The following is a 26,523-nucleotide window of genomic DNA, read 5'->3' on the forward strand; positions in this document are numbered from 1 at the left end:
GCGCCTACCCTGTGGTGATGGCCGAGATCAGAACCGTGGCGCTCGCCCACATCAAGGACCGGCGGATGCTGCAGGCGCGATCGGCGGGCAAGACCGCGTTCTACATGGCCGGCGGCAAGATCGACCCGGGCGAGACTCCGGAACAGGCCCTGCACAGGGAGATTCGCGAGGAACTCGACGCCGGGATCGTGGCGGGCACGCTCGAACGCCTCGGGGTGTTCGAGGCCGAGGCGTTCGGGCACCCGACCGGCACCCGGCTGCACATGACCTGCTATCTGGCGACCCTCACCACCGAGCCGACCCCGACGAGCGAGATCGCGGAGCTGCGGTACTTCACCACCGACGAGTACGCGGCGATGCCCGAGTCCGCGCCCGGATCCCGGTTGGTGTTCGAGCATCTCCGGTCGCGCGGCCTCGTGGACTGAGCGGCCGGGCGAGCGGAGCGACGGAGGGATGTGACGGATGATCTTCACGGCCGCGACGCTCGACGGGATCGTCACCGGTGCGGTGACGGTCGCCTACCGGCGGTGGGACCGGCCCCGGGTCCGAACCGGCGGCAGCCAGCGCACGTCGATCGGAGTGGTCGCGTTCGATTCCGTCGACCGGGTCGAACCCGCCGACGTCACCGACGCCGACGCGCGGGCGGCGGGCTTCGGCTCGGCGGCCGCGTTGCTTGCGTTCGTGGAGAAGAAGGCGCACGGTCCGCACCTGTACCGGATCCGGGTACGCCTCGCCGGTCCGGATCCGCGCGCCGCGCTGCGGGAGGACGCAGAGCTGACCACCGATGACCTCGCCGTACTTCGCCGCCGGATGGCGCGGCTGGATGCGAACGGCCCGTGGACCGAGGCGACCCTGCGGCTGATCGCTTCCCGCCCGGCGGTCGTCTCGACCGAACTGGCTCCCGTCGTCGGGATGGACCGGCCGACGTTCAAACAGCGGGTGCGCCGCCTGAAGGAGCTGGGGCTGACCGAAAGCCTCGACGTCGGTTACCGGATCAGTCCGCGCGGACAGGCACTGCTGAATCGGTGGGACGGGGGAGGGCAGGCGCCGGGAAACGGCACGGCCTCCTTCTCGGAGGACTAGATTCGGTTGGCATGGACTCGGCTCGGATGTCGAGGCGTGCTCTGCGCGGTGGCGCGGCAATCGGACTCGGCGCCGCGGCGGTAACCGCCGCGGTGCTCGCGAACCGCCTCGCCGGCACACCGGTTCCGTTCCTGCGCTGGTCCGTGCTGCGGTTCCTGCTGTCGGGGCGCCGGTTGCTGCGGGAGGGTCGGGTCGGGGACGGTCGGGAGGAAGCCCTGGCCCGGTCCGTCGTCACCGCCGCACCCACCGGTGACATCGACGCGGTGATCGCCGCGATCGACGTCTTCGCGCGCCGCACCAGCTTCCTGATGAACGTCGGCGACGAGAAGGGCGTCATTCTCGAGGACGCGGTGCGACGGGCGCGGCCTCGGGTGCTGCTCGAACTCGGGGCGTACTGCGGTTACAGCGCGCTGCGTGCCATCCGTGCCGCCCCGCCGGACGCCCACCTGTACTCGGTGGAGATCAGCGCGGCGAATGCCGATGTCGCGCGTCGGGTCTGGGCGCATGCCGGTGCGGCGGACCGGATCACCGCGGTCGTCGGTTCGATCGGCGACGGCGGCCGGACCCTGCATGGGCTGGGTTTCGATTCCGGCGCAGTCGATTTCGTGTTCCTCGACCATCTCAAGTCGGCATACCTTCCGGATCTGCAGTCGATGATCGACGCGGACTGGCTGCACCCGGGGTCGGTGGTCGTCGCCGACAACGTCCGGATCCCCGGCGCCCCCGACTATCTCGCCTACATGCGCCGTACCGAGGGGTTGGAGTGGCGCACTCACGAGCATCACGCACACGTGGAATACCAACGGCTGCTGCCGGATCTGGTGCTGGAGTCGACGTACCTCGGCGCCGGCGACGAATGATCGCCGGTGCCGAGGTGTCGGTCAGTGCACCGTCGCCGGCTGCGTCGTGGTCGACTCGGGCAGCTTGCCCCCGGGCAGCAGGAACGCCGAGATGACGGCGCCGGCAACGAAGATCGCGGCCGCCCACCAGAAGGTCGTCGTGTAACTGTGCACCGCGGCCAGCGCCTGACTCTCCGGACTCGGTGTCCGGCCCGACAGGAAGTTCGCCGCGGCCGTCGCGGCGACGGTGCTGAGCAGGGCGGTGCCGATCGAACCGCCGACCTGCTGCATGGTGTTCACCGTCGCGGACGCCACGCCGGCGTCGTCCGGATCGACACCGGTCACCGCGCCCTGCATGCCGGGCGCGAAGACCATGCCCATGCCGGCGCCGAGCAGCACGAGGCCGGGCAGGATGTGCGGCGCATAGGTGCTGTCGATCTGGAGTTGGGCGAGCACCGCCAGACCGCTCGCGCCCAATGCGAGTCCGGTGGTCATCAGCGGACGCGGCCCGATCCGGGGCAGCAGGACCGCGGTCGAGGTGGTCGCCGAGATCACCATCGCGGCGACCATCGGCAGGAACGCCACCCCGGTGACGATGGGCGAGTACTGCAGGTTCGTCTGCAGGTAGAAGGTCAGGAACAGGAACACCGCGAACATGCCCGAGCCGGTGAGGAACATCGCCAGGTAGGACCCGCCGCGGGTCCGGTCGAGCACGATCCGCAGCGGCAGCAACGGGTGCGCCACGCGGGTCTCGATCACCACGAACACGGCCAGCAGGATCGCGCCGGCGACGAGCCAGGCCACGGTGGCGGGGTCCGACCAGCCGTGCGACTCCGCGTGCGAGAAGCCGTAGACGATGCCGAACAGCGCGGCGGACACGGTGATCGCGCCGGGCAGGTCGAGTTGCGGACGGTGCTCGGACCGGTGCGGCGCCATCATCGTCAGGGCGCCGACCAGGGCGACGGCCGCGAAGATCAGGTTGACGTACAGGCTCCACCGCCACGATGTCCATTCGGTGAGCGCGCCGCCGAGGAGCAGGCCGATCGCCCCGCCTGCGCCGGCGACGGCGCCGAAGATGCCGAAGGCGCGGGCCCGCTCCTCCGGTTGCGTGAAGGTCGTCGCGAGCAGCGACAGGGCGGCCGGGGCCAGCAGGGCCGCGAACACGCCCTGTCCGGCACGCGCGGCGACCAGCATGGGGAAGTTCACGGCTGCGCCTCCGACCGCCGACATGGCCGCGAATCCGACCAGTCCGACGACGAAAGCGTTTCTGCGGCCGAACAAGTCGCTGATTCGTCCGCCGAGGAGCAGGAGGCTGCCGAAGGCGAGGGCGTAGGCAGTGACCACCCATTGCCGGTCGCCGTCGGAGAAGCCGAGTCCGCGTTGGGCTGCGGGCAGTGCGATGTTCACGATGGTCGCGTCGAGCACGACCATCAGCTGGGCCAGGGCGATGACCGCCATGACGAACCAGCGCAGGCGGTGTTCCCTTCCGGTGGATCCCGATGCGGCCGCCGGCCGGTCGAGTGTGGTCGTGGTCATGATCTGCAGCCCCCTAGAGGTGGGTCGGCGTCGTCGATTCGAACGAAGTGGAGGAGTAGGCTCCACTTGGGCCACCGTACGCCTAAGTGGAGGAGATGTCTCCACTTAATTTCGGGGGGTCGCGAGGTTTGCCCGGGTTTGTCGGATTCTCGGGCCGGGTTTGTCGGATTCTCGGGGATGACAGAATGAGTTTCGTGAGCACCGTCACAGGAGGGCGCAAGCTGCGCGCCGACGCCGAACGCAACCGCCGGAAGATCCTCGATGCGGCTGCCGAGCTGTTCGCGCTACGCGGCATCGACATCACCCTCGACGACGTCGCACGGCACGCCAAGGTGGGCGTAGGCACCGTCTACCGGCGCTTCAGCTGCAAGCAGGAGCTCGTCGACGGCGTCTTCGAGCAGCACATGGCGGACATGGCCGCGGGCGCCACCAAGGCTCTCGAGGTCGAGGACCCGTGGCAGGGGCTGGTCGACTTCCTGGCCTTCACGTGCGAACAGATGGCAACCAATCGCGGCATGGGCGAGGTCTTCTTCAGCTGCGACGTAGGCCGCGAGCAGATCGCGTGCGCCCGCGAACGCGTCGCACCTCTCGCCGAACAGCTCGTCACCCGCGCCAAGGACGCCGGCGCGCTGCGCCCCGACGTCACCACCAACGACCTGTTCACGGTCGCCAAGATGGTCGAGGCCGTCATCGACTTCGCCGGACCCGTCGCACCCGACGCCTGGCGCCGCTACCTCGGGATCGTGCTGGACGGCCTGCGGGCCGAGGGTGTGCCGCGTGCGCCGCTGACCGAACCGTCGCTGACCGACGAGCAGGTCGAGGCGGCCAAGGTCGCATCCGCCGCTCGGGGCTGACGCCCAGGGGTCGACCGGCGTGAGCGGTCAGTCGACCCGCTGTCGCAGCACTCCGGCAGCGGCGATCGTCCCGAGCACCACCACCGTCATCGTCAGGTTGAGCATCCAGGGATCCGGCGGGGACCCGTACGCGAGCACGCCGCGCGGCAACTCCGTGAACGGTGACAGCTCCGCGAGCGGCCCGGACGTCGCGGCCTGACCGGCGACCGTGAGCGCGCTGGGCACGAACAGCACCGACACGCCCGCAACGGTCGCCCCCGAGCGCGCCCCGCCACACGAGCCCAGGGTGTAGCCGGCGATCGGGGCGAGGGCCAGCCAGCGCACCGCGTCACCCATCCCGTCGGCGACATCGGGAAGTAGGCCGGCGAGCGACACGGCCGCGAGCAGCGTCAGGCCGACGACGACGCTCGGCCACCTCGTCCCGACGACCACCCCGACGGCCAGCGACACCGCCAGGATCACCACGCCGATCCACGTGGTGTCCGACCAGTCGCTCAGCGGGGCCGCCGTCGCAACCACCGCCGTCGTCACCAGCAGCAGCGTGCCGTCCCGGCCGTCGAGCGCGGCCGCCCCCGCGATCGTCACCGCGACGAACACAGCGAGCAGCACCCAGGTCAGCTGCCGGTTCTCCGGCACGGCGCCGATCGCCGCGTTCGTCACCAGTGCGGCCACCACGACCGAGGTCGTGACCGCGCCCGCCCGACTCGACGGTCGTGCGGCACGGGCTCCGCCGAGCAGCAGCGCGACGGCGGTGGCGGCCGCTGCGGGCAGCAGCAGCCACCACGGCGGCGCGACGGTGAACGTGCCGGAGTCGTTCGGCAGCGTGTACTCCGTCCACCCGCGCTCGGCCATCTCTCCGAGGCGCGCGGTGACCGGTGCGGTGAGCAGGAAGGCGGCAAGCGCCCCAGCGGCCACCGTCGCCGACTCAACCGCGTCGGAAGCCGTCGCAGCGGCACCACCGAGTGCGAGTCCCGCGGCGACACCGGTGAGGTAACTCGATGCGGTCAGCCATTCCAGTTGCCGGGCGCTCTCGTTGGCGAAAGCCATCGCCACCATGGCGCCCAGCCCGACGATCACCACCAGCCGCGCCACCCGCACGGAGCCGCGCCGCGAGAGCCATCCCGCGACCACCGCCGCCAGCACGACCCCGAGTGCCGTCGCGAGTGGTCGGCTCGTCGCCAGCACCGTCAACCGGGCGTCGGAGCCGCCGAGGGCGAAGCCGGGTGCGATCGGAGCGAGCAGCGCCCAGCCCGCGGCCGCACCGACCAGCAGCGCCGCGAGGAGCTCGACGGTGCGCCGGGCCGTTGTCACCGGCGGGTCCGCCGCAGGCTCTGGACGCCCCACGCGCAGAAGGCCACCGCGATTGCCAGCGCGATGCCGGCGATGCGGTCGTCGTAGACGGGTGTCCCGACGAACTGGACGAACTGCTCGGTGGTGAGGAACGACTGGTATCCGATTCCATCTGGGACGAGGACGGCGTCGGGTGCGGTCCGGTGAACGATCACTGTCGCCGCCGCGTGAAAGACCATGGACACGAACGGAATCGACAACCCGGCGGCGGCGACCGCAGCCGACCCGGGCAGTGCGGGGGCGAGCGCGAGCCCGGCGCCGACACCGAGCACGCCCAGTCGCACCAGCAGCCACGGGCCGTGATCGCCGAAGTCGGGGAAGATCGCGCCGACCACCGGAACCAGTGCCGCCACCGCCAGTCCCGCGATCGGGGCCGGGCGGCGCGCGGCGACGATCAGGCCGACGAGCACCGCGGCACCGGCGACCGCCACGGCAGCCCACGCCGGCACGTCCCGATACGGGCTGCGCAGGTCCACCAGCACCGGCATCGCGGCCGCCGCGACACCGGTGGCCACCAACACGATCACACCTTCGCCGGGGCCCGTGCGGCGGGCGATCAGCCGGGCGCACACCTCCGTCGCCACCAGGACCACCACCATCGCCACCGCGACGACGACCCACTGGTGGGTTCGGGTCTGGTTGCCGTCCTGGCCGATCCACGCGATCTGCAGCCTGTTGATCAGGGCGATCGCCGCGACCGTCAGCAACGCGGCCCCTGCCTCGGGACCGGTGACGCGCTGGATACGCGAAGCCGTGTTCGCGGCCGCGGCGGCCGCCGCCGTCGCGACGAGCGTTGCCCCGAGCAGCCACCAGGCCGGTTCCCCGAGCGTCGACGTGCTCTTCACGGACACCGTCGCACCCCACGCGGACACGGACAGGAAGCCGGTGACGGCGCCTGCGGTGAGGGCGAGTTGCGCACCCCGATGGCCCCAGACCGCGGCGACGGCCGCGCCGAGCAGGGCTCCGGCCGCGACGGTCTTGAGGACGTGCAGGGCGATCAGGGCGTCGACACCCGCGACGTCGGGCACCGCGAACCGGACCGCGAACAGCACCGCGGTCGCGGCCGCACCGACCGCCCACGCGATCCGCCGGGAACCGCCCTGCTGCAGCACGGCGCACCCGGCGACGGCCACCACCACACCGACCGCGATCCCGGTCGGCTGTCCGCTCAGCCACCGGTCGAGTTCACGGCCGGAGGTGCGGACGGCCCACCGTCCGCCGGGCGGGTCGGTCAGCACGAACGCCGCGAGGAAGGCGCTGAGCAGTCCGGCAGGCACGGGGATTGCTGCGCGGGGAGTGACGGGCATTGCCCGACGCTAACCGACGACGACCGTGCACGCGCTGAGCCGAACGCCCCGGCGTGCCACGATGTTCACACCACAAATACGAGGCGAGGAACCCACCATGGCATCGATCACCGAGAAGGCCACCACGCTCCTTGGGCTGCACCGGCCCGGGGAACCGGTGATCCTCCCGACCGTCTGGGACGCCTGGTCGGCGAACCTGGCCGCGCAGGCCGGTTTCGCCGCGCTGACCGTCGGCTCGCACCCGGTGGCCGATTCCATCGGTCGGCCCGACAACGAGGGCATGACGTTCAGTGAACTGCTCGCCCGTGTCGCCCAGATCACCGGGGCCGTGGAACTGCCGGTGTCCGTGGACATCGAGTCCGGCTACGGCCAGAGCCCGGAGACCCTGATCAACGGTCTCGTCGAGGTCGGGGCGGTCGGGTTGAACATCGAGGACACCGTGCACAGTGAGGGAGGGCGGCTGCGGGAGGCGCAGGAGCACGCCGACTTCGTCGGGGGACTGCGTCGCGCCGCGGACGCGGTCGGTGTGCACGTGGTCATCAACGCCCGTACCGACCTGTTCCTCAAGCAGGTCGGCGACGAGTCCGATCGCACCGCACGCGCCATCGCCCGGCTCACGCTCGCGGCCGAGGCCGGCGCCGACTCCCTGTACCCGGTCGGCTTCCACACCGACGAGGTGTACCGCGAGCTCACGGCGGCGCTGCCGCTGCCCGTGAACGCGATCGCCGATCCCGTGCGAGGTGACAAGGCGAACTACGCGGCGCTCGGCGTGGGCCGGGTCAGCTTCGGGCCACTGCTGCAGGCCGCGCTCGCGGTGCGGGCCAACGAGATCCTCGCCCGCTGGAGCTAGGGCATGTCTCCCAATCCCCGTTTCGGCGCCCCTGGCGCCCAATCGCCGCCCTGCTGCGTTGTCGTCGGCGCCGATACAACAGCGGTATCGGCTTCTCCTCCGCCTTGCCGGACGACGATTGTTTCGCCAGGTGCATCCGAGAGGGATTAGGAGACACGCCCTTGCGCCCTGTGCGTGAGTTCCACCCCGACCGGGTGGGGCCCCCTCTGGGGAGGAACTCACGCACGGGCGCGTCAGCGCAGATAGGCCCGGGATTGGGTGGCGACCAGGTCGACGAGGTCGCGTTGCGCGAGGTTGACGTCCATCACGTGCAGGCCCCAGGTCTCGTTCGGGACGGCGGGCAGCAGGGACGCACCCGGGCCGTCCACCATCAGCACGTGGGGCCCGCTTCCGCCGGTACAGCGGGCGCGGAACGCGTCGACGTCGCGGCCGCCGATCGTCCCCCGCAGCGGTGCCTCCGAGTTGTCGTGCAGGGAAGCGGGATTGGTGCACAGCACCTCGTAGTCCGGACCGTACGGCAGGTCGGCGCGGGTGCCGGAGGTGGCGGACGCCTGGGGGGAGAGGCCGTAGCGGGTGTCGGGCGGCGGGGTCCGGGAGAACGCCGAATACGCCACGACGCAGCCGGTCCGGTCGCGGTCCGTGCAGGCGGGTACCGACGTGAAGTCGCCTCCGACGGTCTCACCCTTGCGGACCAGGACGTTCCCGCCGATCAGCAGGGCGGAAACGAGTCGAGACTGCAAGGGCTGCCCGTCGATCCGGTTGTGGATGAGCGTGCGCAACATCCGGGTGCCCTGCGAGTGTCCGATCAGGACGACACCGCGGCCGTGGTTGTGCTGTGCGAGGTAGTCGTCCCAGGCTCGCTCGAGGTCGTCGTACGCGAGGTCCAGTGCCGCGGAGCGGACCTCCGGCGACGCGCCGTTCAGTGCGCGCAGCGTCATCTGCCGGTACACCGGCGCCCACACGTCGCAGGACGTGCCGAACGGTTCCGCCTGCAGCCGCGCAACCGCCTGCAGCTCGGGGGAGCGGTCGTGGTTCGCGTTCGTGCCCTGCTGCAGCGAGGCGGTGGGGTACACGTAGAAGCAGTCGACCGGGGCGCCGGAGCGGCCACCGCACGGATCGTCCGGCTGGCCGGGCCGGCACAGCCACGTGGTCGTGGTCTGGGCCGATGCCGGCGGCGCGGCCACGAGAGCGAGAAGCACCGTCCACAGGAGCGCCGCCGCGGCGGCGAATCGAGCGCTCATGACAGCCGAGTGTAGGTCGGTCTGCGGGTCCCCACCCGGTGAACTGCGCGCCCCCACGGGGCCTACCGGTTCTGCGCGTACGCCTCCAGGTGCGCGACCTGATCCGGGTCCAGGGACGGGCGGACGGCCGCACGGGCGGTGGCGACGTCGTCGGCGGTGACGTCGGCGGCGTCGACGTTGCGCCGCATCGCCGCCAGCGCCGCCTCCCGCAGCAGGGCCGAACAGTCCGCCGCCGAGTAACCGTCGAGGTCCACGGCGAGCGCGGCCAGGTCGACCTCCGCGGCCAGCGGCACCGATCGGCTTGCGGTGCGCAGGATCTCGTGCCGTGCGTCGGAGTCCGGCGGTGGCACGAACACCAGCTTCTCCAGCCGGCCGGGCCGCAGCAGGGCCGGGTCGATCAGGTCGGGACGGTTCGTCGCGCCGACCACCACGACGTCGCGCAGCGGCTCGACGCCGTCGAGTTCGGTGAGCAGTGCGGCGACCACGCGGTCGGTGACGCCGGAGTCGGTGGACTGTCCGCGCCGCGGTGCCAGGGCGTCCACCTCGTCGAGGAAGATCATCGACGGCGCCGAATCGCGGGCCCGCTGGAACAGCTCGCGCACCGCCTTCTCCGATGCGCCGACCCACTTGTCCATCAGCTCCGCGCCTTTCACCGCGTGCACCGACAACTGACCCGAACTGGCCAGCGCCCGAACCAGATACGTCTTGCCGCAGCCGGGCGGCCCGTACAGCAGTACGCCGCGGGGCGGGTCGACGCCGAGCCGGGCGAACGAATCCGGGTGCTGCAGCGGCCACAGCACCGCTTCGGTCAGCGCCTGCTTCGTCTCCACCATGTCCCCGACGTCGTCGAGGGTGACCGACCCGACCGCCAGCTCCTCGGTGCCCGACCGCGACAGTGGACGGATCACCTCGAGTGCACCGACCAGGTCGGACTGCTCGAGTCGCGGTTCGGTGCCCTCACTGCTGGCCCGTGACGCCGCCCGCATGGCCGCTTCCCGGACCAGTGCCGCCAGGTCGGCGGCGACGAACCCCGGTGCTCGGGAGGTGATTTCGCCGAGGTCGAGGGTGGAGGTCGGCACCCGGCGCAGCAGTTGCTCGAGCAGGGCGCGGCGTGTGCCGCCGTCGGGCAGCGGGATCGTCAGCTCCCGGTCGCACACGTCCTGCCCGCGGGCGCGGCTGTCGAGGGCATCGGGGTGGGCGGTCGTGGCGACGAAGGCGACCCCCGGTGTGTCCACCGCGCGGCGCAGCTCGTCGAGGATCAGCGCCGACACGGGTTCCGGTTCGGCCGGGAGCAGGGCGTCCAGGTCGGTGATCAGCAGGACCCCGCGATCGTGCCGCAGGCGGGTGACGGCGTCGGCGACGCGCTGCAGCCGGGCCGCGGACTCGAGGGCGCCCACGGTCGGGCCGTCGAGTTCGGCGACCGTGCGGTCGGCGAGCACCGCCCGCGCCAGGGTCGCCTTGCCGACTCCGGCCGGCCCGGTGATCAGGACGCCGAGATGCGCGGAGGCGCCGAGGGTGTGCAGCAGTTCCGGCTCGTCGAGGGCCAGCTTGAGCCACTCGGTCAGCTTGGCCGCCTGTGCGGAGACCCCGACCAGGTCCTGCACCGCCACCGGTTCCGGACGCGGCGCCGGGTGGTCTGCGGACGGTGCCGATTCCGTGGCTTCCGGCACCGCGGCCACGGGGGAGGTTCCCCAGCCGATCGCCGAATTGGGTTGCACGCTCACCGGTCCGGGCGGGTCGACGGAGACCACCGTCAGCAGTTCCGACGTCCACGCCACCCCGAAGGTGCGGGAGAGCGACTGTGTTGCCGCACTGGTCGAGATGCCCGGCCCGAGGTCGCGCGGAAGAAGGGAGACGGTGTCCCCGACGGTGAGCACCTTGCCCAACAGGGCCTGGCGCAAGGTGGTTTCGGAGATCGAGCGGGTGGCCAGTGCCGACCCGCTCAGCGTCGCGGCGCGCGCGCCGTACACGGTCACCGGCGAGACGACAACGCGCGCATCCTCTTTCAGGCCGGCATTGGACAGGGTGACGTCGTCGAGCAGGGCGGTGCCGGTGGGGATCCCGGCCGGGGCGAGGGCAACCACGGCGGCGGTCCGGCGGGCGCCGACCACCGCGATCCCGTCCCATTCCCGCAGCCCCAGCGCGGCCAGCGCCTCGGGGTGCAGGCGCACCACCCCGCGGCGGGCATCGGAGGCCGAGGTGTTCAACCGGGCGGTCAGGGCGAGTTCCGGAGACGTCACGAGATCCACCCTAGTGGCGACGTTCAGCGGACGAGCCGCACCGACCACTGCTGCAGTGTCGCGGCGAACTCGGCCGACTCCGGTAGTGCCACAATCCGGTCCACCGTGCTCGGAGGAAGCGGTCCCAGCTCGTCGAGCTGGTGGTTGGCATTGGCGAAACGCGCGAACCGGAGTTCGGTGTGGCCGACCGCGTCACGCAGGGGGACGAGCTGATCGCAACTGACGTTCAGGTCCTTGTCGGAGCACGTGAGCAGGACCGGGGTGTCCTCGGCGACGGCGGCGGCCAGGCGTACCGGATCCAGGGCGTCGGCCTCGGCGAGGAACTTCGCGTTCGTGCGGACCAGTCCGATGCTCGCGAGCAGCGGATCCGGTTTGGCGGGCAGGCTGCCGGTCTCGCGCAGCGACTCGACGCTGTCCCGGAGGGTCGCGCGGGCGCCCTCGGCGTTCTCGCCGGTCATCTGACCCAGGCGCACCGCCTGGTCGAGTTGCGTGTTCAGCTGCGCGGTCAGTAGGTCCAGGTAACGCATCGGCAGCGGGGCGAGCAGTCCGAGGCCGCCTCTGCCGATGTCCCGCTGGGCGAGCGCGAGGGCGGTGAATCCGCCCTCGCTGTGGCCGATCACCGACAGCCGGCCTGCGGGGACGCCGGTGCGCTCGGCGAGCAGGGCGGCGGCCGCGGCCGCGTGGTCGACCTGGGCGGTGAACCCGATGTTCGCGAGCTGGTCCGGGGTCAGCCCGGCGAGGCCGGTGGCCCCGCTGCCGAGCTTGTCGAAGCGCAGGCTGGCGACGCCCTGCGCCGCGAGGTCGTCGGCGATCCGGGCGATCGTGTTCGTGGTGAGTCCGGGCTGGTTGCCGTTGCGGTCGGTCGGGCCGCTGCCCGGCAACAGCAGGGCTGCGGCCCCCGCGCGGGGCAGGGCCGGGGTGCGCAGGCTGCCGTGGAACGTCACGCCTCCGGACTCGAACGTGACCTCGGTGTCCGCGCCCGGTTGCGGAGCCGACGATCCCGCGGCCGGAATCGGCGCGGGGAGCGGCAGGCGCGCGGCCGTCGCGGGCGCGCCGGCCAACCCGGCCGCCACCAACACCGGAAGGGCCGAACCGACCAGCAACCGCTTTGTCGTTCGCATGGCTACCGACATTATCGGAGGCCCATGTCAGCGCGATCGAGGCCGGCGGAGCCCGAGTCGCTCCGCCGAGCGCTGGGTGCGGGCGTTGCCGGGCGCCCGCCGGATCGCGCGCCGCTCGGCGGGTTTCACGTCCCACACCTCCGGCCGGGCGGCGACCCACCGCTTGGACCTGACCGCGAACGGAATGTGCACCAGATATGCGAACACGAGCACGATCAGGAGCACGTACGGATAGGTGATCAGCGCGGCGGCCGTCAGTGCGACCCCGACCAGCAGGACCGCGGCCATCCGGCGGGGCACCGAGAACGTCTTCATCGCCAGCGTCGGAACGCGGCTGACGATCAGCGCCGCCGACAGCACGGTCCACGCGGACACCACCCAGAACGAGGACCACCAGCCGTCACCCCACTGTTCGTAGGCGGCGATCGGGGTGAGCACCATCAGCGCGCCTGCCGGCGCGGGGACGCCGACGAAGAACTCGCTGGTGTACGACGGCGCGGAGTCGTCGTCGAGGAGGGTGTTGAACCGGGCCAGGCGCAGCACGATGCTCACCGCGTAGACCAAGGCCACGATCCACCCGGCGTTGCTGCCGTCGAGCAGCGTCACGTACAGGACCAACGCGGGGGCGACGCCGAACGAGATGGCGTCGGCGAGCGAGTCGAGTTCGGCGCCGATCTTCGTGGTCGCGTCCAGCAGGCGGGCGATGCGTCCGTCGAGCGAGTCGAGGACCGCGGCCACGCCGATCATCCCCAGCGCCGCGCCCAGTTGAGCCTCGAGCGCGAACTTCACGGCCGACAGACCGCTGCACAACGCCAGGATCGTCAGGGTGCTCGGCAGCAGCAGCAGACCGCTGGTCGCGACGCGCCGGGTGCTCGTCACCACCTCCCGCGGACTCACGGGAGCTGGGCGAGGACGGTCTCGGCGCCCACTGCGCGCTGCCCCCGCTCCACCATCAGCGTGGTGCCCGCCGGAAAGTAGGTGTCGACACGGGAACCGAAGCGGATGAGCCCGTAGGTGTCGCCGATCGGGAGGTGGTCGCCCACCTTCGCGTCGCAGACGATGCGCCGGGCAAGCAGGCCGGCGATCTGCACGACGGCGATCTCGTGGCCGGAGGCGGTTCGCAGCAGCATCGAGTTGCGTTCGTTGGCCTCACTCGCCTCGGCGAGATCGGCGGACAGGAACTTGCCCGGCTGGTGCACCACCTGCAGGACCTCGCCGGCGACGGGGCTGCGCTGCACGTGCACGTCGAGCACGGACAGGAAGATGCTCACGCGTGGCACCGGCTGGTCGCCCATGTTCAGCTCTGCGGGCGGCACGGCGTTGTCGACGAGCGCGACCTCGCCGTCGGCGGGGGAGACGGCCACGTTCGGCCGGTTCGGCGGTACCCGGTGCGGGTGCCGGAAGAACGCGGCGCTCGCACCGGCGGCGAGCAGGCCCGTGCGGCGGATCCAGGGCCGACGCCGGCCGAGAGCGGCCACACCCAGCGGGGCCAGGACGAACGGCAGTCCGGCCGGATGCAGTGGCGGAATCGTGGTCCGGACCAGGTCGACCAGGTGCGCGAGCCCGGTCGGTTGCGGAGTGCCAATGGGGGTGGGGCGGCGGGCCACGGGTTCCTCTTCGGTTGGCGACGTGTGGGTGTTCGCGGGCGGAACGGCCGCTCGCGGGCACTGCACAGGCTAGCCGAGGTCGGCGTCCGCGCCCCACCCCCAAGTGGTGCCAGGGGGTGGTCAGCGTGCGGTCGCGGCCGCGGACTCCACTTCGCTCTTGATCCGCGCCAGGGTGAGGTTCATCCCGGAGATCATCTCGACCTCGAAGTCCGCGGTGCCGCCCATGAACTTGTCGACGAGGAAGCTGGAGACCTTGGTGGTTCCGGTCGGGGCCTCACGGCGCTCGGTGACCCGGGTGCCGGTCTCGGTGGGGGTGAGTTCGTAGGTCCAGATGGTGTGGTTCTCCGCCACTCGCCACGCGATGGCCTTGCCCGGCTCGAATCGGATCACCTTGGCGCTGGTCGGCCACACCAGCAGGCCCTTCTTGTTGACGTTGAAGGTGCGGGTGCCCTGCCGGACCGGGCCACCGAAGACCTTCATCACCTTGCACTGGGGGCTCCACTTGCCCATCCGCTCGAGGTCGGAGATCACCCGCCACACCGCGTCCGCGGTGGCGTCGATCTCGATGTCGGCTTCGAGTGTGTTCGTCACAGGGGCTCCCGGTTCGTGGATGTTGGTGGTACTTGCGGTTACGCATGATTTCCCGGACTCGGCGGCTTCGTCAAGGTGGACCACAGCGGTGTAATGCGCCGGGTCCGGCAGGCGATGAAGAGGTTATCCACACCAAGGCCGGCCGCCTGTCGGGCCGGCTCCCGCATTCGGAGCATGTCGTGAAGATCCCAGACGTTCTGCGTCCCGCCCATCGCAACCCGGTACCGCTGCTGCCGACCACGCGAAGTCGGGGGCGTCGGGAGGCGTGGCCCAGCGAGCGACTCGAACGCCTCCTGACTCCGCGGGAGATCGACGACCTGGTTCGAGGTCACTTCACCCGCTGACGTCCCGGCGTCGCACACCGTTCGGGTTCTCCGGGGGCTCGAACGGTGCATTCATGCGGGCAAAGTTGTTCTAATGGAACTAGAACAATAGAATGTGTTCGTGCTCATCCGAATCGACCCCGCCTCGCCGACGCCACTCTTCGAACAGGTCGCGGCGAGCGTGCGGCGCGCCCTGGTCGACGGCAGCGTCGGTCCCGGGGACCGGTTACCCGGTGCCCGGGAGCTCGCCGAATCCCTCGACCTGAACGTGCACACGGTGCTGCGCGGCTACCAGCAGTTGCGTGACGAGGGACTGATCGAACTGCGGCGTGGCCGCGGCGCGGTGGTCGCGGCCGACGCCGGCGGACGCAGCCGGCTTCAGGAGGCCGTCCTCGACGTCGTCGCCGAGGCGCGTCGCCTCGGACTGAGTGCGGCGGAACTGGTGACCCTCGTCAAGAAGGAGATGACATGACCGAACAGACCTTGGCACCGCAGGTGTCGTGGGCCCGCGCGCTGGTCGCGGCGCTGTCGGCGCCGGTGGCGCTCGCCGCGCTCGCGCTGGTGCTGTTCGCCGGCTGGGCCGCCGACCTGCCGGATCCGATGGCCGTGCACTTCACATTCGGCGGCAGTGCCGACGGTTTCGCCTCGCAGGCCGCAGCGCGCGCGACCGTGCTCCTCGGTCCCGCGACCGCCGCGGTCCTGGTGACGGTCCTGGTGCTGATCACCCGGCGTGACCTGCGGACCGCCAGGATGGGCGTCGCCCTCGCCTCCGGCACCGGCTCGTTCCTCGCGGTGCTACCGGTCCTGCTGGCAATCCCGCAGCGCGGCGTCTCCGACGCCTCGTCCGTCACCGTGCCCGGCTGGTGGATCCTCGCCGCCGCGGTGATCGGGGTGGGCGCGGCCCTGCTCGCCCACCTGAGCATGCCTGCGCCCGGGCCCGCCCGGGCGAGTGCCGCGCCCGGCGCCGACGCCCCACGCATCCCGCTCGAGGAGGGAGAACGGGTCGCGTGGTCGGGAACGGCGGCGATGCCCCGGTGGTTCGGCGTTCTCCTGGGCGTGCTCCCGATCGCGGTCGTCGTCGCACTGACGGCGGTCGGGGCGGGCTCGGCGATCCTGCTGCTCGTGGTCGCCGCGATCTCGGGGGCCGTGATGGCGCTCGTTCTCGCCCCGGTCCGGGTCGTCGTCGACCAGCGCGGGCTGTCCGCGCGCGGAGTCGTCCCGGTCAGGCCCGTTCACATCCCTCTCGACGAGGTCGCCGAGGCGCGCGAGGTGGCCGTCAAGGTGCTCAACGGGTTCGGGGGCTACGGCTACCGGGTCGGTCCCCGGGGTGTCGGACTGATCGCCCGCCCGGGCCCCGCGCTGGAGGTCACCCGTGGTGACGGGTCGCGATTCACCGTCACGGTCGACGGGGCCGACCAGGCCGCGGCGGTGCTCAACACCCTCGCCGCCCGTGGCCGCGTCTGAATCCGGTCGCGCCCGGACACACCCGAGGTCCGGGCGCATACTGGGTCGGTGAGCGTCGGCGGCGTGCTGTTCGACATCGACGGGGTCCTCGTCACGTCGTGGCGGGCACTTCCCGGGGCCGCCGACGCCCTGCGCGCCGTCCGCGACCGCGCGCTGCCCAGGGCCTTCCTCACCAACACGACCTCGCGCACCCGCGGCGAGATCGCCACGGCGCTGCGGGACTGCGGGATGGACGTCGACACCGGTGAGATCGTCACCGCCGCCGTGCTGACCGCCGAATACCTGCGGTCGACCTATCCGGGCGCGCGGTGCCTGGTGGTCAACCACGGCGACATAACGAAGGACCTGCAGGGCATCGTTCTCGACGCCGAGCATCCCGACGTGGTGGTGCTCGGCAGCGCCGGGCCCGAGTTCGACCACGTCACCCTGAGTCGAGTGGTGGAACTGATGCAGCAGGGGATTCCCGTCGTGGCGATGCAGAGCGGGTTGACGTGGGCCACCGCGGACGGGCTCCGGATCGACACCGGCGCCTATCTGCCGGGGCTCGAGGCCGCGGGAGGTGGACGCGTGACGGTGATCGGCAAGCCGGCACCGACCGGCTTCACCACCGCCGCCGCCGTGATGGGTACCGACCCCGAACACGCCGTCATGGTCGGCGACGACCTGGTCAACGACGTGCTCGCCGCCCAGTACGTCGGGTTCGCGGGGGTGCTGGTGCGGACCGGCAAGTTTCGTCCCGCGATCCTGGAGGCGCCGCCCGGGCGGCCCGACCACGTGATCGACTCGGTGGCGGACCTGCCGGGGCTGCTCGACGAACTCGATCCGTAGCCCCGGCGGGCCGAGAAGCCGGACGGGGCCGAGACGCGGCACTGACGGGGCCCGCCGAATTGGTTGCCGAATCCGCCGCGAACCTGGGGGTCGGGAGGGCGGTTGTTCGGTACGGTCGATCACATCCCATCCCACCTCATGTTCGAGGAGTTTCGTGCGCACTTGGTTCCGCCCTCGTTCCCTGTCCCTGTTCGCCACCCGGGCCGCGCGTGTCGGCGCGTCGATCGCGACCGGTGTCGCCGTGATCGGTGGTCTCGCCGTCACCGGTGCGGGGGTCGCCTCCGCCGCCCGCGTGGACTGCGTCTCCCCGCCTTCTGCCAACGACATCCGCGTCGTCGGTGACGCCAGCTGCGGTGCGACGGCCACCGGCGCCGGCGTCGCCAATGCCGGCGCGATGGACAGCGGCACCGCCGTGAGCGTGTCCGAGGGCGGCAGCGCGAACACGTTCGCGACCGGGTTCGGCGTCGCGCTCAGCACGTCGAAGGTCGCGGGCCAGGCGCACGCCTACGCGATCGGCGGCGGGATCGCCCACGCCCGTACCGACAACGGCGACACCACCTTCGCGCTCGCCGGCTGGGGGTCGGGCGCCACCGCGGAGTCGGGTGGAGTGAACTGCATGGGACCGCTCTCGTTCGCCGTCAACCTCAACACCGGCGCGGTCTGCCTCATTCGCTGAGCGCATCGGGCCGCATCCGTGCGAACGACCGGGGCGCGTCCGCCGAATCCGAGAGGATTCGTGCGGGCGCGCCCCGCGCCCGTTCAGGGACCTGCGAGTCCTTGCACTCACCCCCTGTGAGTGCTAAAAAGGCACTTGGCACTCGCAACACGTGAGTGCCAGGTCGGGACGGTGAGGCTGGGATCCCATCGACACCCCTGGTCGTCCGTCGCGGGCACCGAGCCTGGCCGAGTGAACGGGGCGAACCGCATGCGGTCGTCCTGCGCGCCAATGAGGCGACCCGACGAGCGGTCGCCTTGTGTGTCACCCCCAATCCGGAGGATCACTTCGCAATGGCCAAGATCATCGCGTTCGACGAAGAGGCACGTCGCGGCCTCGAGCGTGGCCTGAACAGCCTCGCCGACGCCGTCAAGGTGACGCTGGGACCCAAGGGTCGCAACGTCGTGCTCGAGAAGAAGTGGGGCGCCCCCACGATCACCAACGACGGCGTGTCCATCGCCAAGGAGATCGAGCTCGAGGACCCCTACGAGAAGATCGGCGCCGAGCTGGTCAAGGAGGTCGCCAAGAAGACCGACGACGTCGCGGGCGACGGCACCACCACCGCCACCGTCCTCGCTCAGGCGCTCGTCCGCGAGGGTCTGCGCAACGTCGCTGCCGGCGCCAACCCGCTGGGTCTCAAGCGCGGCATCGAGAAGGCCGTCGAGGCCGTCACCGCCAAGCTGCTCGACACCGCCAAGGAGGTCGAGACCAAGGAGCAGATCGCTGCCACCGCCGGTATCTCGGCCGGCGACTCGTCCATCGGTGAGCTGATCGCCGAGGCCATGGACAAGGTCGGCAAGGAAGGCGTCATCACCGTCGAGGAGTCCAACTCCTTCGGCCTGCAGCTCGAGCTCACCGAGGGCATGCGCTTCGACAAGGGCTACATCTCGCTGTACTTCGCGACCGACGCCGAGCGCCAGGAAGCGGTCCTCGAGGATCCGTACATCCTGCTCGTCAGCTCCAAGATCTCCACGGTCAAGGACCTGCTGCCGCTGCTGGAGAAGGTCATCCAGGCCGGCAAGCCGCTGCTGATCATCGCCGAGGACGTCGAGGGCGAGGCCCTGTCGACCCTGGTCGTCAACAAGATCCGCGGCACCTTCAAGTCCGTCGCCGTCAAGGCTCCGGGCTTCGGTGACCGCCGCAAGGCGCAGCTCGCCGACATCGCCATCCTCACCGGTGGCGAGGTCGTCAGCGAAGAGGTCGGCCTGTCCCTGGAGACCGCAGGCATCGAGCTGCTCGGCCGCGCCCGCAAGGTCGTCGTCACCAAGGACGAGACCACCATCGTCGAGGGTGCCGGCGATGCCGACGCCATCGCCGGTCGCGTCAACCAGATCCGCGCCGAGATCGAGGCGTCGGACTCGGATTACGACCGTGAGAAGCTGCAGGAGCGCCTGGCCAAGCTGGCCGGTGGCGTCGCCGTCATCAAGGCCGGCGCTGCGACCGAGGTCGAGCTCAAGGAGCGCAAGCACCGCATCGAGGACGCCGTCCGCAACGCGAAGGCTGCCGTCGAGGAGGGCATCGTCGCCGGTGGTGGCGTGGCTCTGCTGCAGTCCGCTCCGGTCCTGGACGACCTGAAGCTGGAGGGCGACGAGGCCACCGGTGCCAACATCGTCAAGGTTGCCCTCGAGGCTCCGCTCAAGCAGATTGCGTTCAACGCCGGCCTCGAGCCCGGCGTCGTCGCGGAGAAGGTTCGCAACCTTCCCGCCGGCAGCGGCCTGAACGCCGCCACCGGTGAGTACGAGGACCTGCTCGTCGCGGGCATCAACGACCCGGTCAAGGTCACCCGCTCGGCGCTGCAGAACGCGGCGTCCATCGCGGCCCTGTTCCTGACCACTGAGGCTGTCGTCGCCGACAAGCCGGAGAAGGCCGCTGCTCCGATGGGCGACCCGACCGGTGGCATGGGCGGCATGGACTTCTGAGTCCGACCCCGCGCGGGACGATCTGATCGTCCCACCCGGCTCACGCGAGGCCGGTCCACCGCACGGTGGACCGGCCTCGTGCCATGTGAACAGCCGGGGTCGATGTCGGTCGGACGGGTGAACTCCGTTCGGCAGTTTGCCCATTCTTTGGACAACCCGCGCGCTCTGGGCGACACTGTCCGGGCGTACCGACTTTCGAGGCCCCACGAAGTAACGGTGGGGCCACGCTGCTGTATATATACGCGAACGCACAGCTTTACAAAGCACAGCTTACGAACGCAGACGACATATCAAGGTGGGAAGATGCCCAAGATTCGTGGATCCGCCCGTCGCATGGGCCGCATCGCGGCCGTGACGGCGGCGCTGACCGTCCTGCCGCTGCTCGGTGTCGGCGCCGTCGCGAACGCCGCCGACGTTCCGAACGCGGTGGCACCGAACGGATCCAAGCTCGAGCGCGTCGACGGCAGCGGACGTCAGGTCACCGCCTACGTGCACTCGATGTCGATGGACAAGCTCATCCCGGTGAAGATCCAGCTGCCCGCCGACACCAGTGCGCCGCGGCCGACGCTGTATCTGCTCAACGGTGCCGGTGGCGGCGAGGACTCCGCGACCTGGCAGCGCCGCACCGACATGGCGTCGTTCTTCTCCGACAAGAGCCTCAACGTGGTCACCCCGATCGGGGGCGCGTTCAGCTACTACACCGACTGGCGCAACGACGACCCGGAGCTCGGCCGCAACAAGTGGACGACCTTCCTCACCGAGGAGCTCCCGCCGATCATCGACTCGGCGTTCAAGGGCAACGGCACCAACTCCCTCGCCGCGATCTCCATGACCGGCACCAGCGTGCTGAACCTGGCCATCAAGGCCCCCGGCCTGTACAAGAGCGTCGCCGGCTACAGCGGCTGCGCCGAGACCAGCACCCCGGCGGGCCAGACCTACATCAAGCTCGTCGTCGAGTCCCGCGGCGGCGGCGACACCGAGAACATGTGGGGGCCCACGGACGACCCGGAGTGGATCGAGAACGACCCGGTCATCCAGGCGGAGAAGCTGCGCGGCACCGAGATCTACATGTCCTCGGGCAACGGCCTCCCGGGCGCGCACGACACTCTCGAGGCGACCGGTGGCACCGCGGCGCTGGCAAACCAGGTCCTGCTCGGCGGGGCCATCGAGGGTGCGACCCTGCTGTGCACGAACAACCTGTTCAAGCGGCTGAACTCGCTGAACATCCCGGCCACGTTCGACTTCCGTCCGAACGGCACCCACTCGTGGGGCTACTGGGAGGACGACCTGCACAAGTCGTGGCCGTGGATCGCACGCACCATCGGCCTGTGACGCTTCGACCTTCGGATTCCTGACCGGGGCACGTCCCCGGTTCCCGGCTCCACCGACGGCGCCGATCCCGCTCAGCGGGGTCGGCGCCGTCGTGTTTCCGTGTGGTCGTGTTTCCGTGTGGTCGTGTTTCCGCGTGACCGTGTTTCCTACGCGACAATGGACCCGTGCGCGCGGATGCGGTGTTCGACGCACCGGTCGGCGGTCCCCGGCGGCCGGAGCTGCTGGCCGCGTTGTCGCTCGCCATCGACCTCGGCCTGGGACAGCCGATGGAACACATGTTGCGGTCCGCGCTGATCGCGACCCGTCTCGCCGATCGGGTCGGGGTGGACGAGACGGCGCGCGCCGCCGTCTATTACGGCACCCTGGTCGAGTGGATCGGCTGTCACGCCGACTCCCACGAGCTGACCGCGCTGGTCGGGGACGACATCGCGTTCCGCGCGGACACCTACGGGATCGACATGACCGGCTGGCCACTGCTCCGGTTGATCCTGAGGCACGCGGGCGCCGACGATCCCGTGTGGCGGCGCGGACTCCGGACCGTGGTGCTGGCCCGCACCGCGCGGTCCCGGCTGACGGAGCTGATCACGTCGCACTGCACGTCGGCTCGGGTGCTCGCCGAACGGGCGGGGCTGGACTCCGGGGTCGCAGATGTGCTCGCGTACACCTTCGAACGATGGGACGGGTCCGGGCTGCCCCGCGGTGTCGGTGGCGAGTCGATTCCGCTCGCGGCGAGCGTGATCGCGGTCGCCGATGTCGCCGAGGTGCACTTGCGGACCGGCGGTCCGGACCGCGCGGTCCAGGTGGTCACCGCCCGTCGCGGTGGGCAGTTCTCGCCGCGGGTGGTGGACGTGTTCGCCGCCGACGTCGGTGACATCGTGGCGGGGCTGCTCGAGTGCGACGTGTGGGCCGCGGCGCTGGATCGAGCACCGGACCGGGACCGTCGTCTCGGTCCGGACGAACTCGATGTACTGCTCGGTGCGATGGGGGATTTCGTCGATCTGAAATGCCCGTTTCTGCTGGGGCATTCGCGTGCGGTGGCGGAGTTGGCGCGGGAGGCCGCCCGGATCCTGGGGATGACGCCGCCGCATCAGCGGCGCGTCTATCGCGCGGGTCTCGTGCACGGGCTGGGCCGGATGGGGATCTCGAACCGGATCTGGGAGCAGGCCACGCCACTGACCACGGCGGACTGGGAGCGGGTGCGCCTGTACCCGTACCTGACCGGACGGATCCTCAGTCGGGTCGGGGGACTCGAGGATGTCGTGGCGGTGGCGGTCGCTCATCGGGAACGGCTGGACGGCAGCGGATTTCCGCGTGGTACCACCGCCGCCGACCTGACACCGGCGGATCGGTTGCTGGCCGTGGCGGACGCGTACCAGCGGATGCTCGAGCCGCGACCGTACCGCCCCTCGCACACCCCGACCGAGGCGGCGAACCTGCTCCGGGGCGGAGCCGGGTCGGGACGGCTGGACGCGGAAGCGGTCGAGGGCGTTCTGGTGGCCGCCGGGCACCGCCCCGCGCGCCGTCGGGTGTGGCCGGCCGGTCTGACCGATCGTGAGGTGCAGGTCCTGCGGATGGTGGCCCGCGGACACAGCAACCGGGACATCGCAGTCCGACTGGTGATCTCGGAGAAGACGGTGCGCAACCACGTCGAGCACGTGTATCTCAAACTCGGCGTCCGCAACCGAACCCAGGCGAGCATGGCCGCGATCGATCACGGGTTGGCGCAGTATCCGCTGGTGGCGGACTGACGGGACCGCGACAGAGCCCCGCCGTGCTCGGCTCGACCGCACCCGGCAGCGTGCGGGAGTGACGTTCAGCTATTGACCGGCTAAGTCCACGGCGCGGTGCCCCGGCGAAATGCTGTGCCGTGCGTAATATCCGGTTCGAGTCGGGTCCGGTGGCGGGCCCGCCGACGAACGGGGTGTACGCAGGTGGACGGTGTGGTGATCGCGCTCGAACTGATCGTGGTGCTCGGCGCGATCGTGATGGGCACCCGGTCGAGTGGAGTCGCGCTCGGCCTGTGGGGTGGTGCCGGTGTCGCGGTACTGGTCTTCATCTTCGGTGAGGACGTCGGCGCACCGCCGGTCGACGCGCTGCTGATCGTCCTGTCGGTGGTGCTGGCGTCCTCGATGATGCAGGCGGCCGGCGGCATCGACTGGATGGTGTCGATCGCGGCGAACGTGATCGCCAAGCGGCCCAAGCAGATCACCCTCATCGCACCGCTGGTGTCGTTCCTGTTCTCGGTCGGTGCGGGCACGTCGAACATCCTGTACCCGTTGCTCCCGGTCATCTACGACGCCTCGTACCGCAACGGGATTCGCCCGTCGCGTCCGCTGTCGCTGTCCGTGGTTGCGACCGGTGTCGCGCTCGCGTGCAGCCCGGTCTCGGCGGCCATGGCGGCGATGGTCACCCTGACCGACGTCGAGCCGTACAACTTCGAACTGATCGACATCATCAAGATCACCTTGCCTGCCGCAATCATCGGCATCGTGATCAGTTCGTTCGTGGTGAACCGGCTCGGAAAGTCCATCGCCGAGGACCCGGAGATTCAGGCGAAGATCGCGGCCGGCGAGATCGCGGCCCCGGCGGGTGGCATGAGCAAGGTGGAACTGAAGTCCACGACTCAGGGGCGCAACGCGGCCCTGATCTTCCTCGTCGGCGTGCTCGCAATCGTGGTCTTCGGTCTGTTCAAGGGAATTCGGCCCGACGCCGCCGACGGCAGCCCCTTGGGCATGACGCCGATCATCGAGATGATCATGTTCGTCGTCGGCACGCTGATCCTGTTGGTGAGCAAGCCGCCGGTCGCGGATGTGCCGACGATGTCGGTGTTCAAGGCCGGCATGGTCTCCGCGATCGCCCTGTTCGGCCTGGCCTGGCTGACGGATACGTTCATCAGCGCGCACCTCGACCTGATCACCGACACCGTCGGCGACTGGGTGGAGGCCGCGCCCTGGATCTTCGCGCTGGGCGTGTTCCTGGTCTGTGTGCTCACGACCAGCCAGTCGACCGCGACGCGGACCATCGTGCCGATCGGTCTGACCGCGGGCCTGGCACCCGGACTGATCAGCGGCATGTGGGCGGGCGCGTTCGCCGGAATCTACCTGCTGCCCACCAACGGATCGCAGATCGCTGCCGCGAACTTCGACGAGTCGGGCAGCACCAAGCTCGGCACCAAACTCGTCGACCACTCGTTCTTCGTGCCGACGCTGGTGCTGGCGGTCACCACGATCGCTGCCGGTTCCGTGCTGGGCGTGATCCTGGGCTGAGCAGGATCCTGTCGTGAGACGCGCCGCCGTCGGGTAATCCGGACGGCGGCGCCTTCTTCGGATCAGCGGGCGCGGTAGGCGTCCCAGCTGGCCTTGCATGCCCGGGCGATGGCGTCGACCTGGTCCGGATCGGCCTTCGGCCATCCCACCCCGGGCTCGTGCAGTTCCGCGGTGAGGGTCGGGCCGAGCAGGAACTCTCGACGGAATTCGGCCTGCACCGCACCGAGCGTCACCCCGGCGGCCGCCGCCCGCGGCGCCAGTTCGGCGAATCGGCCTCCGGCCGAGATGATCTCCTGGCTGCCAAGGTAAGGCTGGTTCAGTGCCACCGCCGCGGCGTCGTCCACCGCGAAGCCCGTGCGGTGTGCCGCCGCCAATGCGCGAATCGCGTCCGGCGCCATCGTGACCGGGTTCTCGCCGCGCGGATTACCGTCGTGGTCACCGCGATTGGACAGCGCGACGACATCGGGCAGTCGATCCGCCGGTGCGCGTTCGACGTTCACCGCGCCCTCGCGGGTGGTGGTGGTGTTCATGGTGTCGTGGAAGGAGAGCGTCGTGAACTCCACCGGCCGCCCGGTGTCGTTCGCCTTGGCGAACGCGAGATCCACCATCCGGTCGACCAATTCGTCGCGGGTCCGCTCGTACACCTCGAGGCCGCGCGCGGCCACCTCGGCGAACGTGTTCGCGAGGAACCGGAGTCCGGCGTCGCTGTCGGGTTCGAGCAGCAGGGGGAAGAACGAAAACGTCACCGGGCGAATTGCATCCACTCCGGTGAGGTCGACCCGGTTGTACGGACCCGCGGCCCGGACCCGGGCGAACGCTTCCTTGAGGTCCGCGTACAGATCGGCGGGCTTGGCGCGGTTGGGGTCACGCACCATTCGCGGATGCGGGTTCTCGACGTAGACGATCCGCGGGTCGATTTCCGCCCAGCGCCGCACGATCGGGCCGGTCGAGCAGTCGGTGAAGTCGAACTGCAACCGACGGGTGAACTCGGGGGCGAGGAACGCGGCCAGTTCGGCGGGGATCAGTGACCCCGAGTGCGGGCAGCTCACGAGCAGGTCGGCCTCGGCCAGAGCCTCGTCCAGGCTGCGGTTGCCGCGGTCGGCGTAGAAGATCAGGTCGTCCCGGGTGAACTCGGTTCCGGCCGGAATCAGCAACGGGTCTGAGAGTGCCATGCCCGAACACTATCGGGCTCCGTGCCGAGGAGAGAGTATTGAACGGTGGAGACGATTCCGATTCAGATGCCGGACGGGACCGAGGTGCCGGTGCGGCTGTTCGCGGGCCGGGAGGCGATGCCCGTCGTGGTGATCTTCCCGGGGTTGGGGGTGCCGGGCGGCTACTACGACACCGTCGCGCAGGCGCTGGTCGACCGCGGCTTCAACGCGGCGATCGGGGAATTGCGTGGTCAGGGTGACAGCAGGCCCCGGCCCGGACCCGACAGCGCCTACGGCTACCAGGAGCTGGCGTCGGTGGACTATCCGGCGGTCTTCGAGGTGGTGCGGGAGCGGTTCGACGAGAGCACTCCCTACCTGCTCGGGCACAGCATGGGAGGTCAGCTGGGCGTGATGTACGCGGCGCGGGCCCGCGGGGAGCTCGGTGGGCTGATCCTCGTGGCGTCCGGGTCGCCGTTCCATCGTTCACACGGTGTGGTGCGGGGTGCGGGGCTGCTCGTCGGGTCGGCGGCGATGTCGGTGACCGCGAACGTGGCCGGGTTCTGGCCGGGGGACCGGTTCGACGTCGGGGGGTTCGGTCGGCAGTCGAAGGTCCTGATCGCCGACTGGTCACGGTTCGCGCGGACCGGTCTGATCGAACCGACCGGCGCGGACATGGACTACGAGGAGCGGATCGGACGGCTGACCCTGCCGGTGCTCTCGATCTCCGTCGAGGGCGATGACCTCGCCCCGAAACCGGCGATCCGCGACCTCGTCCGCAAGCTCCCGAACGCCGAGGTCACCACCTGGCACCAGAGCGACTCGCTGGGGCACAACGGCTGGATTCGCAACTGCGCGAGCACGGTCGATCGGATCGCCGACTGGTTGCACGATCACACCTGAGGCGCA

24 protein-coding genes are annotated in these 26,523 nt (G+C 70.6%); 14 read left to right on the forward strand and 10 right to left on the reverse strand.

Going from position 1 to position 26,523, the window contains the following annotated elements; all coding sequences use genetic code 11:
* Window positions 1–17 precede the first annotated feature (17 nt).
* The 3 genes from ACWEPG_RS25870 to ACWEPG_RS25880 are packed head-to-tail and all read left to right on the forward strand — an operon-like array spanning window position 18 to window position 1,943.
* Window positions 18–425, forward strand: a complete 408-nt coding sequence (locus ACWEPG_RS25870; protein WP_450135730.1) for an NUDIX hydrolase — start codon at window positions 18–20, stop codon at window positions 423–425.
* A 37-nt stretch (window positions 426–462) separates the two neighbouring features.
* The gene (locus ACWEPG_RS25875; RefSeq protein WP_452595683.1) at window positions 463–1,083 is read left to right on the forward strand and encodes a hypothetical protein; all 621 of its coding nucleotides are present in this window, start codon (window positions 463–465) and stop codon (window positions 1,081–1,083) included.
* 26 nt (window positions 1,084–1,109) lie between these two features.
* Entirely contained in the window at window positions 1,110–1,943 is an 834-nt protein-coding gene (locus ACWEPG_RS25880) for an O-methyltransferase (protein ID WP_452595684.1), read from the forward strand.
* A gap of 21 nt (window positions 1,944–1,964) precedes the next feature.
* On the opposite strand, the gene ACWEPG_RS25885 is transcribed toward ACWEPG_RS25880, so the two are convergent.
* On the reverse strand, window positions 1,965–3,458 hold the full coding sequence (locus tag ACWEPG_RS25885) for an MFS transporter (RefSeq protein WP_450117099.1): 1,494 nt from the start codon (window positions 3,456–3,458) through the stop codon (window positions 1,965–1,967).
* Between the two features lie 185 nt (window positions 3,459–3,643).
* On the opposite strand from ACWEPG_RS25885, the gene ACWEPG_RS25890 reads away from it, so the two are divergent.
* Entirely contained in the window at window positions 3,644–4,312 is a 669-nt protein-coding gene (locus tag ACWEPG_RS25890) for a TetR/AcrR family transcriptional regulator (RefSeq protein ID WP_452595685.1), read from the forward strand.
* A gap of 27 nt (window positions 4,313–4,339) precedes the next feature.
* Here ACWEPG_RS25890 and ACWEPG_RS25895 read toward each other — a convergent pair whose 3' ends face one another.
* A complete protein-coding gene (locus ACWEPG_RS25895) occupies window positions 4,340–5,623 on the reverse strand; it encodes a hypothetical protein (RefSeq protein ID WP_452595686.1) in 1,284 nt (427 codons plus the stop codon).
* On the reverse strand, window positions 5,620–6,969 hold the full coding sequence (locus ACWEPG_RS25900) for a hypothetical protein (protein ID WP_452595687.1): 1,350 nt from the start codon (window positions 6,967–6,969) through the stop codon (window positions 5,620–5,622). Before ACWEPG_RS25900 ends, ACWEPG_RS25895 begins: the two co-directional genes overlap by 4 nt.
* Window positions 6,970–7,066: 97 nt before the next feature.
* On the opposite strand from ACWEPG_RS25900, the gene ACWEPG_RS25905 reads away from it, so the two are divergent.
* The gene (locus ACWEPG_RS25905) at window positions 7,067–7,819 is read left to right on the forward strand and encodes an isocitrate lyase/PEP mutase family protein (protein WP_452595688.1); all 753 of its coding nucleotides are present in this window, start codon (window positions 7,067–7,069) and stop codon (window positions 7,817–7,819) included.
* Window positions 7,820–8,052: 233 nt separating this feature from the next.
* Here the strand turns inward: ACWEPG_RS25905 and ACWEPG_RS25910 are convergent, their stop codons facing one another.
* The 6 genes from ACWEPG_RS25910 to ACWEPG_RS25935 all read right to left on the reverse strand — a co-directional run bounded on the left by ACWEPG_RS25910 (window position 8,053) and on the right by ACWEPG_RS25935 (window position 14,619).
* Entirely contained in the window at window positions 8,053–9,060 is a 1,008-nt protein-coding gene (locus ACWEPG_RS25910; RefSeq protein WP_452595689.1) for a DUF3089 domain-containing protein, read from the reverse strand.
* 62 nt (window positions 9,061–9,122) lie between these two features.
* Window positions 9,123–11,300, reverse strand: coding sequence for an AAA family ATPase (locus tag ACWEPG_RS25915; protein ID WP_450116663.1), 2,178 nt, complete (start codon window positions 11,298–11,300; stop codon window positions 9,123–9,125).
* Window positions 11,301–11,323: 23 nt separating this feature from the next.
* Window positions 11,324–12,421 carry a serine aminopeptidase domain-containing protein gene (locus tag ACWEPG_RS25920; protein ID WP_450116662.1) on the reverse strand — a complete coding sequence of 366 codons (1,098 nt, stop codon included), beginning with the start codon at window positions 12,419–12,421 and terminating at the stop codon, window positions 11,324–11,326.
* Window positions 12,422–12,448: 27 nt separating this feature from the next.
* Entirely contained in the window at window positions 12,449–13,300 is an 852-nt protein-coding gene (locus ACWEPG_RS25925) for a CDP-alcohol phosphatidyltransferase family protein (RefSeq protein ID WP_450116661.1), read from the reverse strand.
* Between the two features lie 14 nt (window positions 13,301–13,314).
* Complete coding sequence (locus tag ACWEPG_RS25930) at window positions 13,315–14,028, reverse strand: phosphatidylserine decarboxylase (RefSeq protein ID WP_450116660.1); 714 nt, start codon at window positions 14,026–14,028, stop codon at window positions 13,315–13,317.
* 120 nt (window positions 14,029–14,148) lie between these two features.
* Complete coding sequence (locus ACWEPG_RS25935) at window positions 14,149–14,619, reverse strand: SRPBCC family protein (RefSeq protein WP_450116659.1); 471 nt, start codon at window positions 14,617–14,619, stop codon at window positions 14,149–14,151.
* A gap of 444 nt (window positions 14,620–15,063) precedes the next feature.
* On the opposite strand from ACWEPG_RS25935, the gene ACWEPG_RS25940 reads away from it, so the two are divergent.
* The 8 genes from ACWEPG_RS25940 (at window position 15,064) to ACWEPG_RS25975 (ending at window position 24,466) form a co-directional block, all read left to right on the forward strand.
* A complete protein-coding gene (locus ACWEPG_RS25940) occupies window positions 15,064–15,414 on the forward strand; it encodes a GntR family transcriptional regulator (protein WP_450116658.1) in 351 nt (116 codons plus the stop codon).
* Window positions 15,411–16,406 (forward strand): DUF1648 domain-containing protein, encoded by a 996-nt coding sequence (locus ACWEPG_RS25945; RefSeq protein WP_452595690.1) that lies wholly within the window; start codon window positions 15,411–15,413, stop codon window positions 16,404–16,406. Before ACWEPG_RS25940 ends, ACWEPG_RS25945 begins: the two co-directional genes overlap by 4 nt.
* 48 nt (window positions 16,407–16,454) lie before the next feature.
* A complete protein-coding gene (locus ACWEPG_RS25950; RefSeq protein ID WP_450116656.1) occupies window positions 16,455–17,234 on the forward strand; it encodes an HAD-IIA family hydrolase in 780 nt (259 codons plus the stop codon).
* A 154-nt stretch (window positions 17,235–17,388) separates the two neighbouring features.
* Window positions 17,389–17,910 carry a DUF6764 family protein gene (locus tag ACWEPG_RS25955; RefSeq protein ID WP_450116655.1) on the forward strand — a complete coding sequence of 174 codons (522 nt, stop codon included), beginning with the start codon at window positions 17,389–17,391 and terminating at the stop codon, window positions 17,908–17,910.
* A 332-nt stretch (window positions 17,911–18,242) separates the two neighbouring features.
* A complete protein-coding gene (gene groL, locus ACWEPG_RS25960) occupies window positions 18,243–19,868 on the forward strand; it encodes a chaperonin GroEL (protein WP_450116654.1) in 1,626 nt (541 codons plus the stop codon).
* Between the two features lie 303 nt (window positions 19,869–20,171).
* Window positions 20,172–21,200: an alpha/beta hydrolase gene (locus ACWEPG_RS25965; RefSeq protein WP_452595691.1), complete on the forward strand. Its 1,029-nt coding sequence runs from the start codon at window positions 20,172–20,174 to the stop codon at window positions 21,198–21,200.
* Between the two features lie 266 nt (window positions 21,201–21,466).
* Entirely contained in the window at window positions 21,467–22,948 is a 1,482-nt protein-coding gene (locus ACWEPG_RS25970; RefSeq protein ID WP_452595702.1) for an HD domain-containing phosphohydrolase, read from the forward strand.
* Between the two features lie 183 nt (window positions 22,949–23,131).
* Window positions 23,132–24,466: an anaerobic C4-dicarboxylate transporter family protein gene (locus ACWEPG_RS25975; protein ID WP_450116652.1), complete on the forward strand. Its 1,335-nt coding sequence runs from the start codon at window positions 23,132–23,134 to the stop codon at window positions 24,464–24,466.
* Between the two features lie 62 nt (window positions 24,467–24,528).
* On the opposite strand, the gene ACWEPG_RS25980 is transcribed toward ACWEPG_RS25975, so the two are convergent.
* Entirely contained in the window at window positions 24,529–25,638 is a 1,110-nt protein-coding gene (locus ACWEPG_RS25980; protein ID WP_450116651.1) for an N-formylglutamate amidohydrolase, read from the reverse strand.
* Between the two features lie 45 nt (window positions 25,639–25,683).
* Here ACWEPG_RS25980 and ACWEPG_RS25985 point away from each other — a divergent pair, with 45 nt between their 5' ends.
* Window positions 25,684–26,517 (forward strand): alpha/beta hydrolase family protein, encoded by an 834-nt coding sequence (locus ACWEPG_RS25985; protein WP_450116650.1) that lies wholly within the window; start codon window positions 25,684–25,686, stop codon window positions 26,515–26,517.
* Window positions 26,518–26,523: the final 6 nt, after the last annotated feature.

It is taken from the genome of Rhodococcus sp. NPDC004095 (assembly GCF_053604015.1).

What these genes read in the sequence shown, in the direction of transcription:
- groL (WP_450116654.1), top strand. Translation starts at nt 18,243, where the DNA reads ATGGCCAAGATCATCGCGTTCGACGAAGAGGCACGTCGCGGCCTCGAG.
- ACWEPG_RS25890 (WP_452595685.1), top strand. Translation starts at nt 3,644, where the DNA reads ATGAGTTTCGTGAGCACCGTCACAGGAGGGCGCAAGCTGCGCGCCGAC.
- ACWEPG_RS25900 (WP_452595687.1), bottom strand. Translation starts at nt 6,969, where the DNA reads ATGCCCGTCACTCCCCGCGCAGCAATCCCCGTGCCTGCCGGACTGCTC.
- ACWEPG_RS25970 (WP_452595702.1), top strand. Translation starts at nt 21,467, where the DNA reads ATGGAACACATGTTGCGGTCCGCGCTGATCGCGACCCGTCTCGCCGAT.
- ACWEPG_RS25885 (WP_450117099.1), bottom strand. Translation starts at nt 3,458, where the DNA reads ATGACCACGACCACACTCGACCGGCCGGCGGCCGCATCGGGATCCACC.
- ACWEPG_RS25920 (WP_450116662.1), bottom strand. Translation starts at nt 12,421, where the DNA reads ATGCGAACGACAAAGCGGTTGCTGGTCGGTTCGGCCCTTCCGGTGTTG.
- ACWEPG_RS25880 (WP_452595684.1), top strand. Translation starts at nt 1,110, where the DNA reads ATGTCGAGGCGTGCTCTGCGCGGTGGCGCGGCAATCGGACTCGGCGCC.
- ACWEPG_RS25910 (WP_452595689.1), bottom strand. Translation starts at nt 9,060, where the DNA reads ATGAGCGCTCGATTCGCCGCCGCGGCGGCGCTCCTGTGGACGGTGCTT.
- ACWEPG_RS25945 (WP_452595690.1), top strand. Translation starts at nt 15,411, where the DNA reads ATGACCGAACAGACCTTGGCACCGCAGGTGTCGTGGGCCCGCGCGCTG.
- ACWEPG_RS25905 (WP_452595688.1), top strand. Translation starts at nt 7,067, where the DNA reads ATGGCATCGATCACCGAGAAGGCCACCACGCTCCTTGGGCTGCACCGG.
- ACWEPG_RS25980 (WP_450116651.1), bottom strand. Translation starts at nt 25,638, where the DNA reads ATGGCACTCTCAGACCCGTTGCTGATTCCGGCCGGAACCGAGTTCACC.
- ACWEPG_RS25875 (WP_452595683.1), top strand. Translation starts at nt 463, where the DNA reads ATGATCTTCACGGCCGCGACGCTCGACGGGATCGTCACCGGTGCGGTG.
- ACWEPG_RS25870 (WP_450135730.1), top strand. Translation starts at nt 18, where the DNA reads ATGGCCGAGATCAGAACCGTGGCGCTCGCCCACATCAAGGACCGGCGG.
- ACWEPG_RS25965 (WP_452595691.1), top strand. Translation starts at nt 20,172, where the DNA reads ATGCCCAAGATTCGTGGATCCGCCCGTCGCATGGGCCGCATCGCGGCC.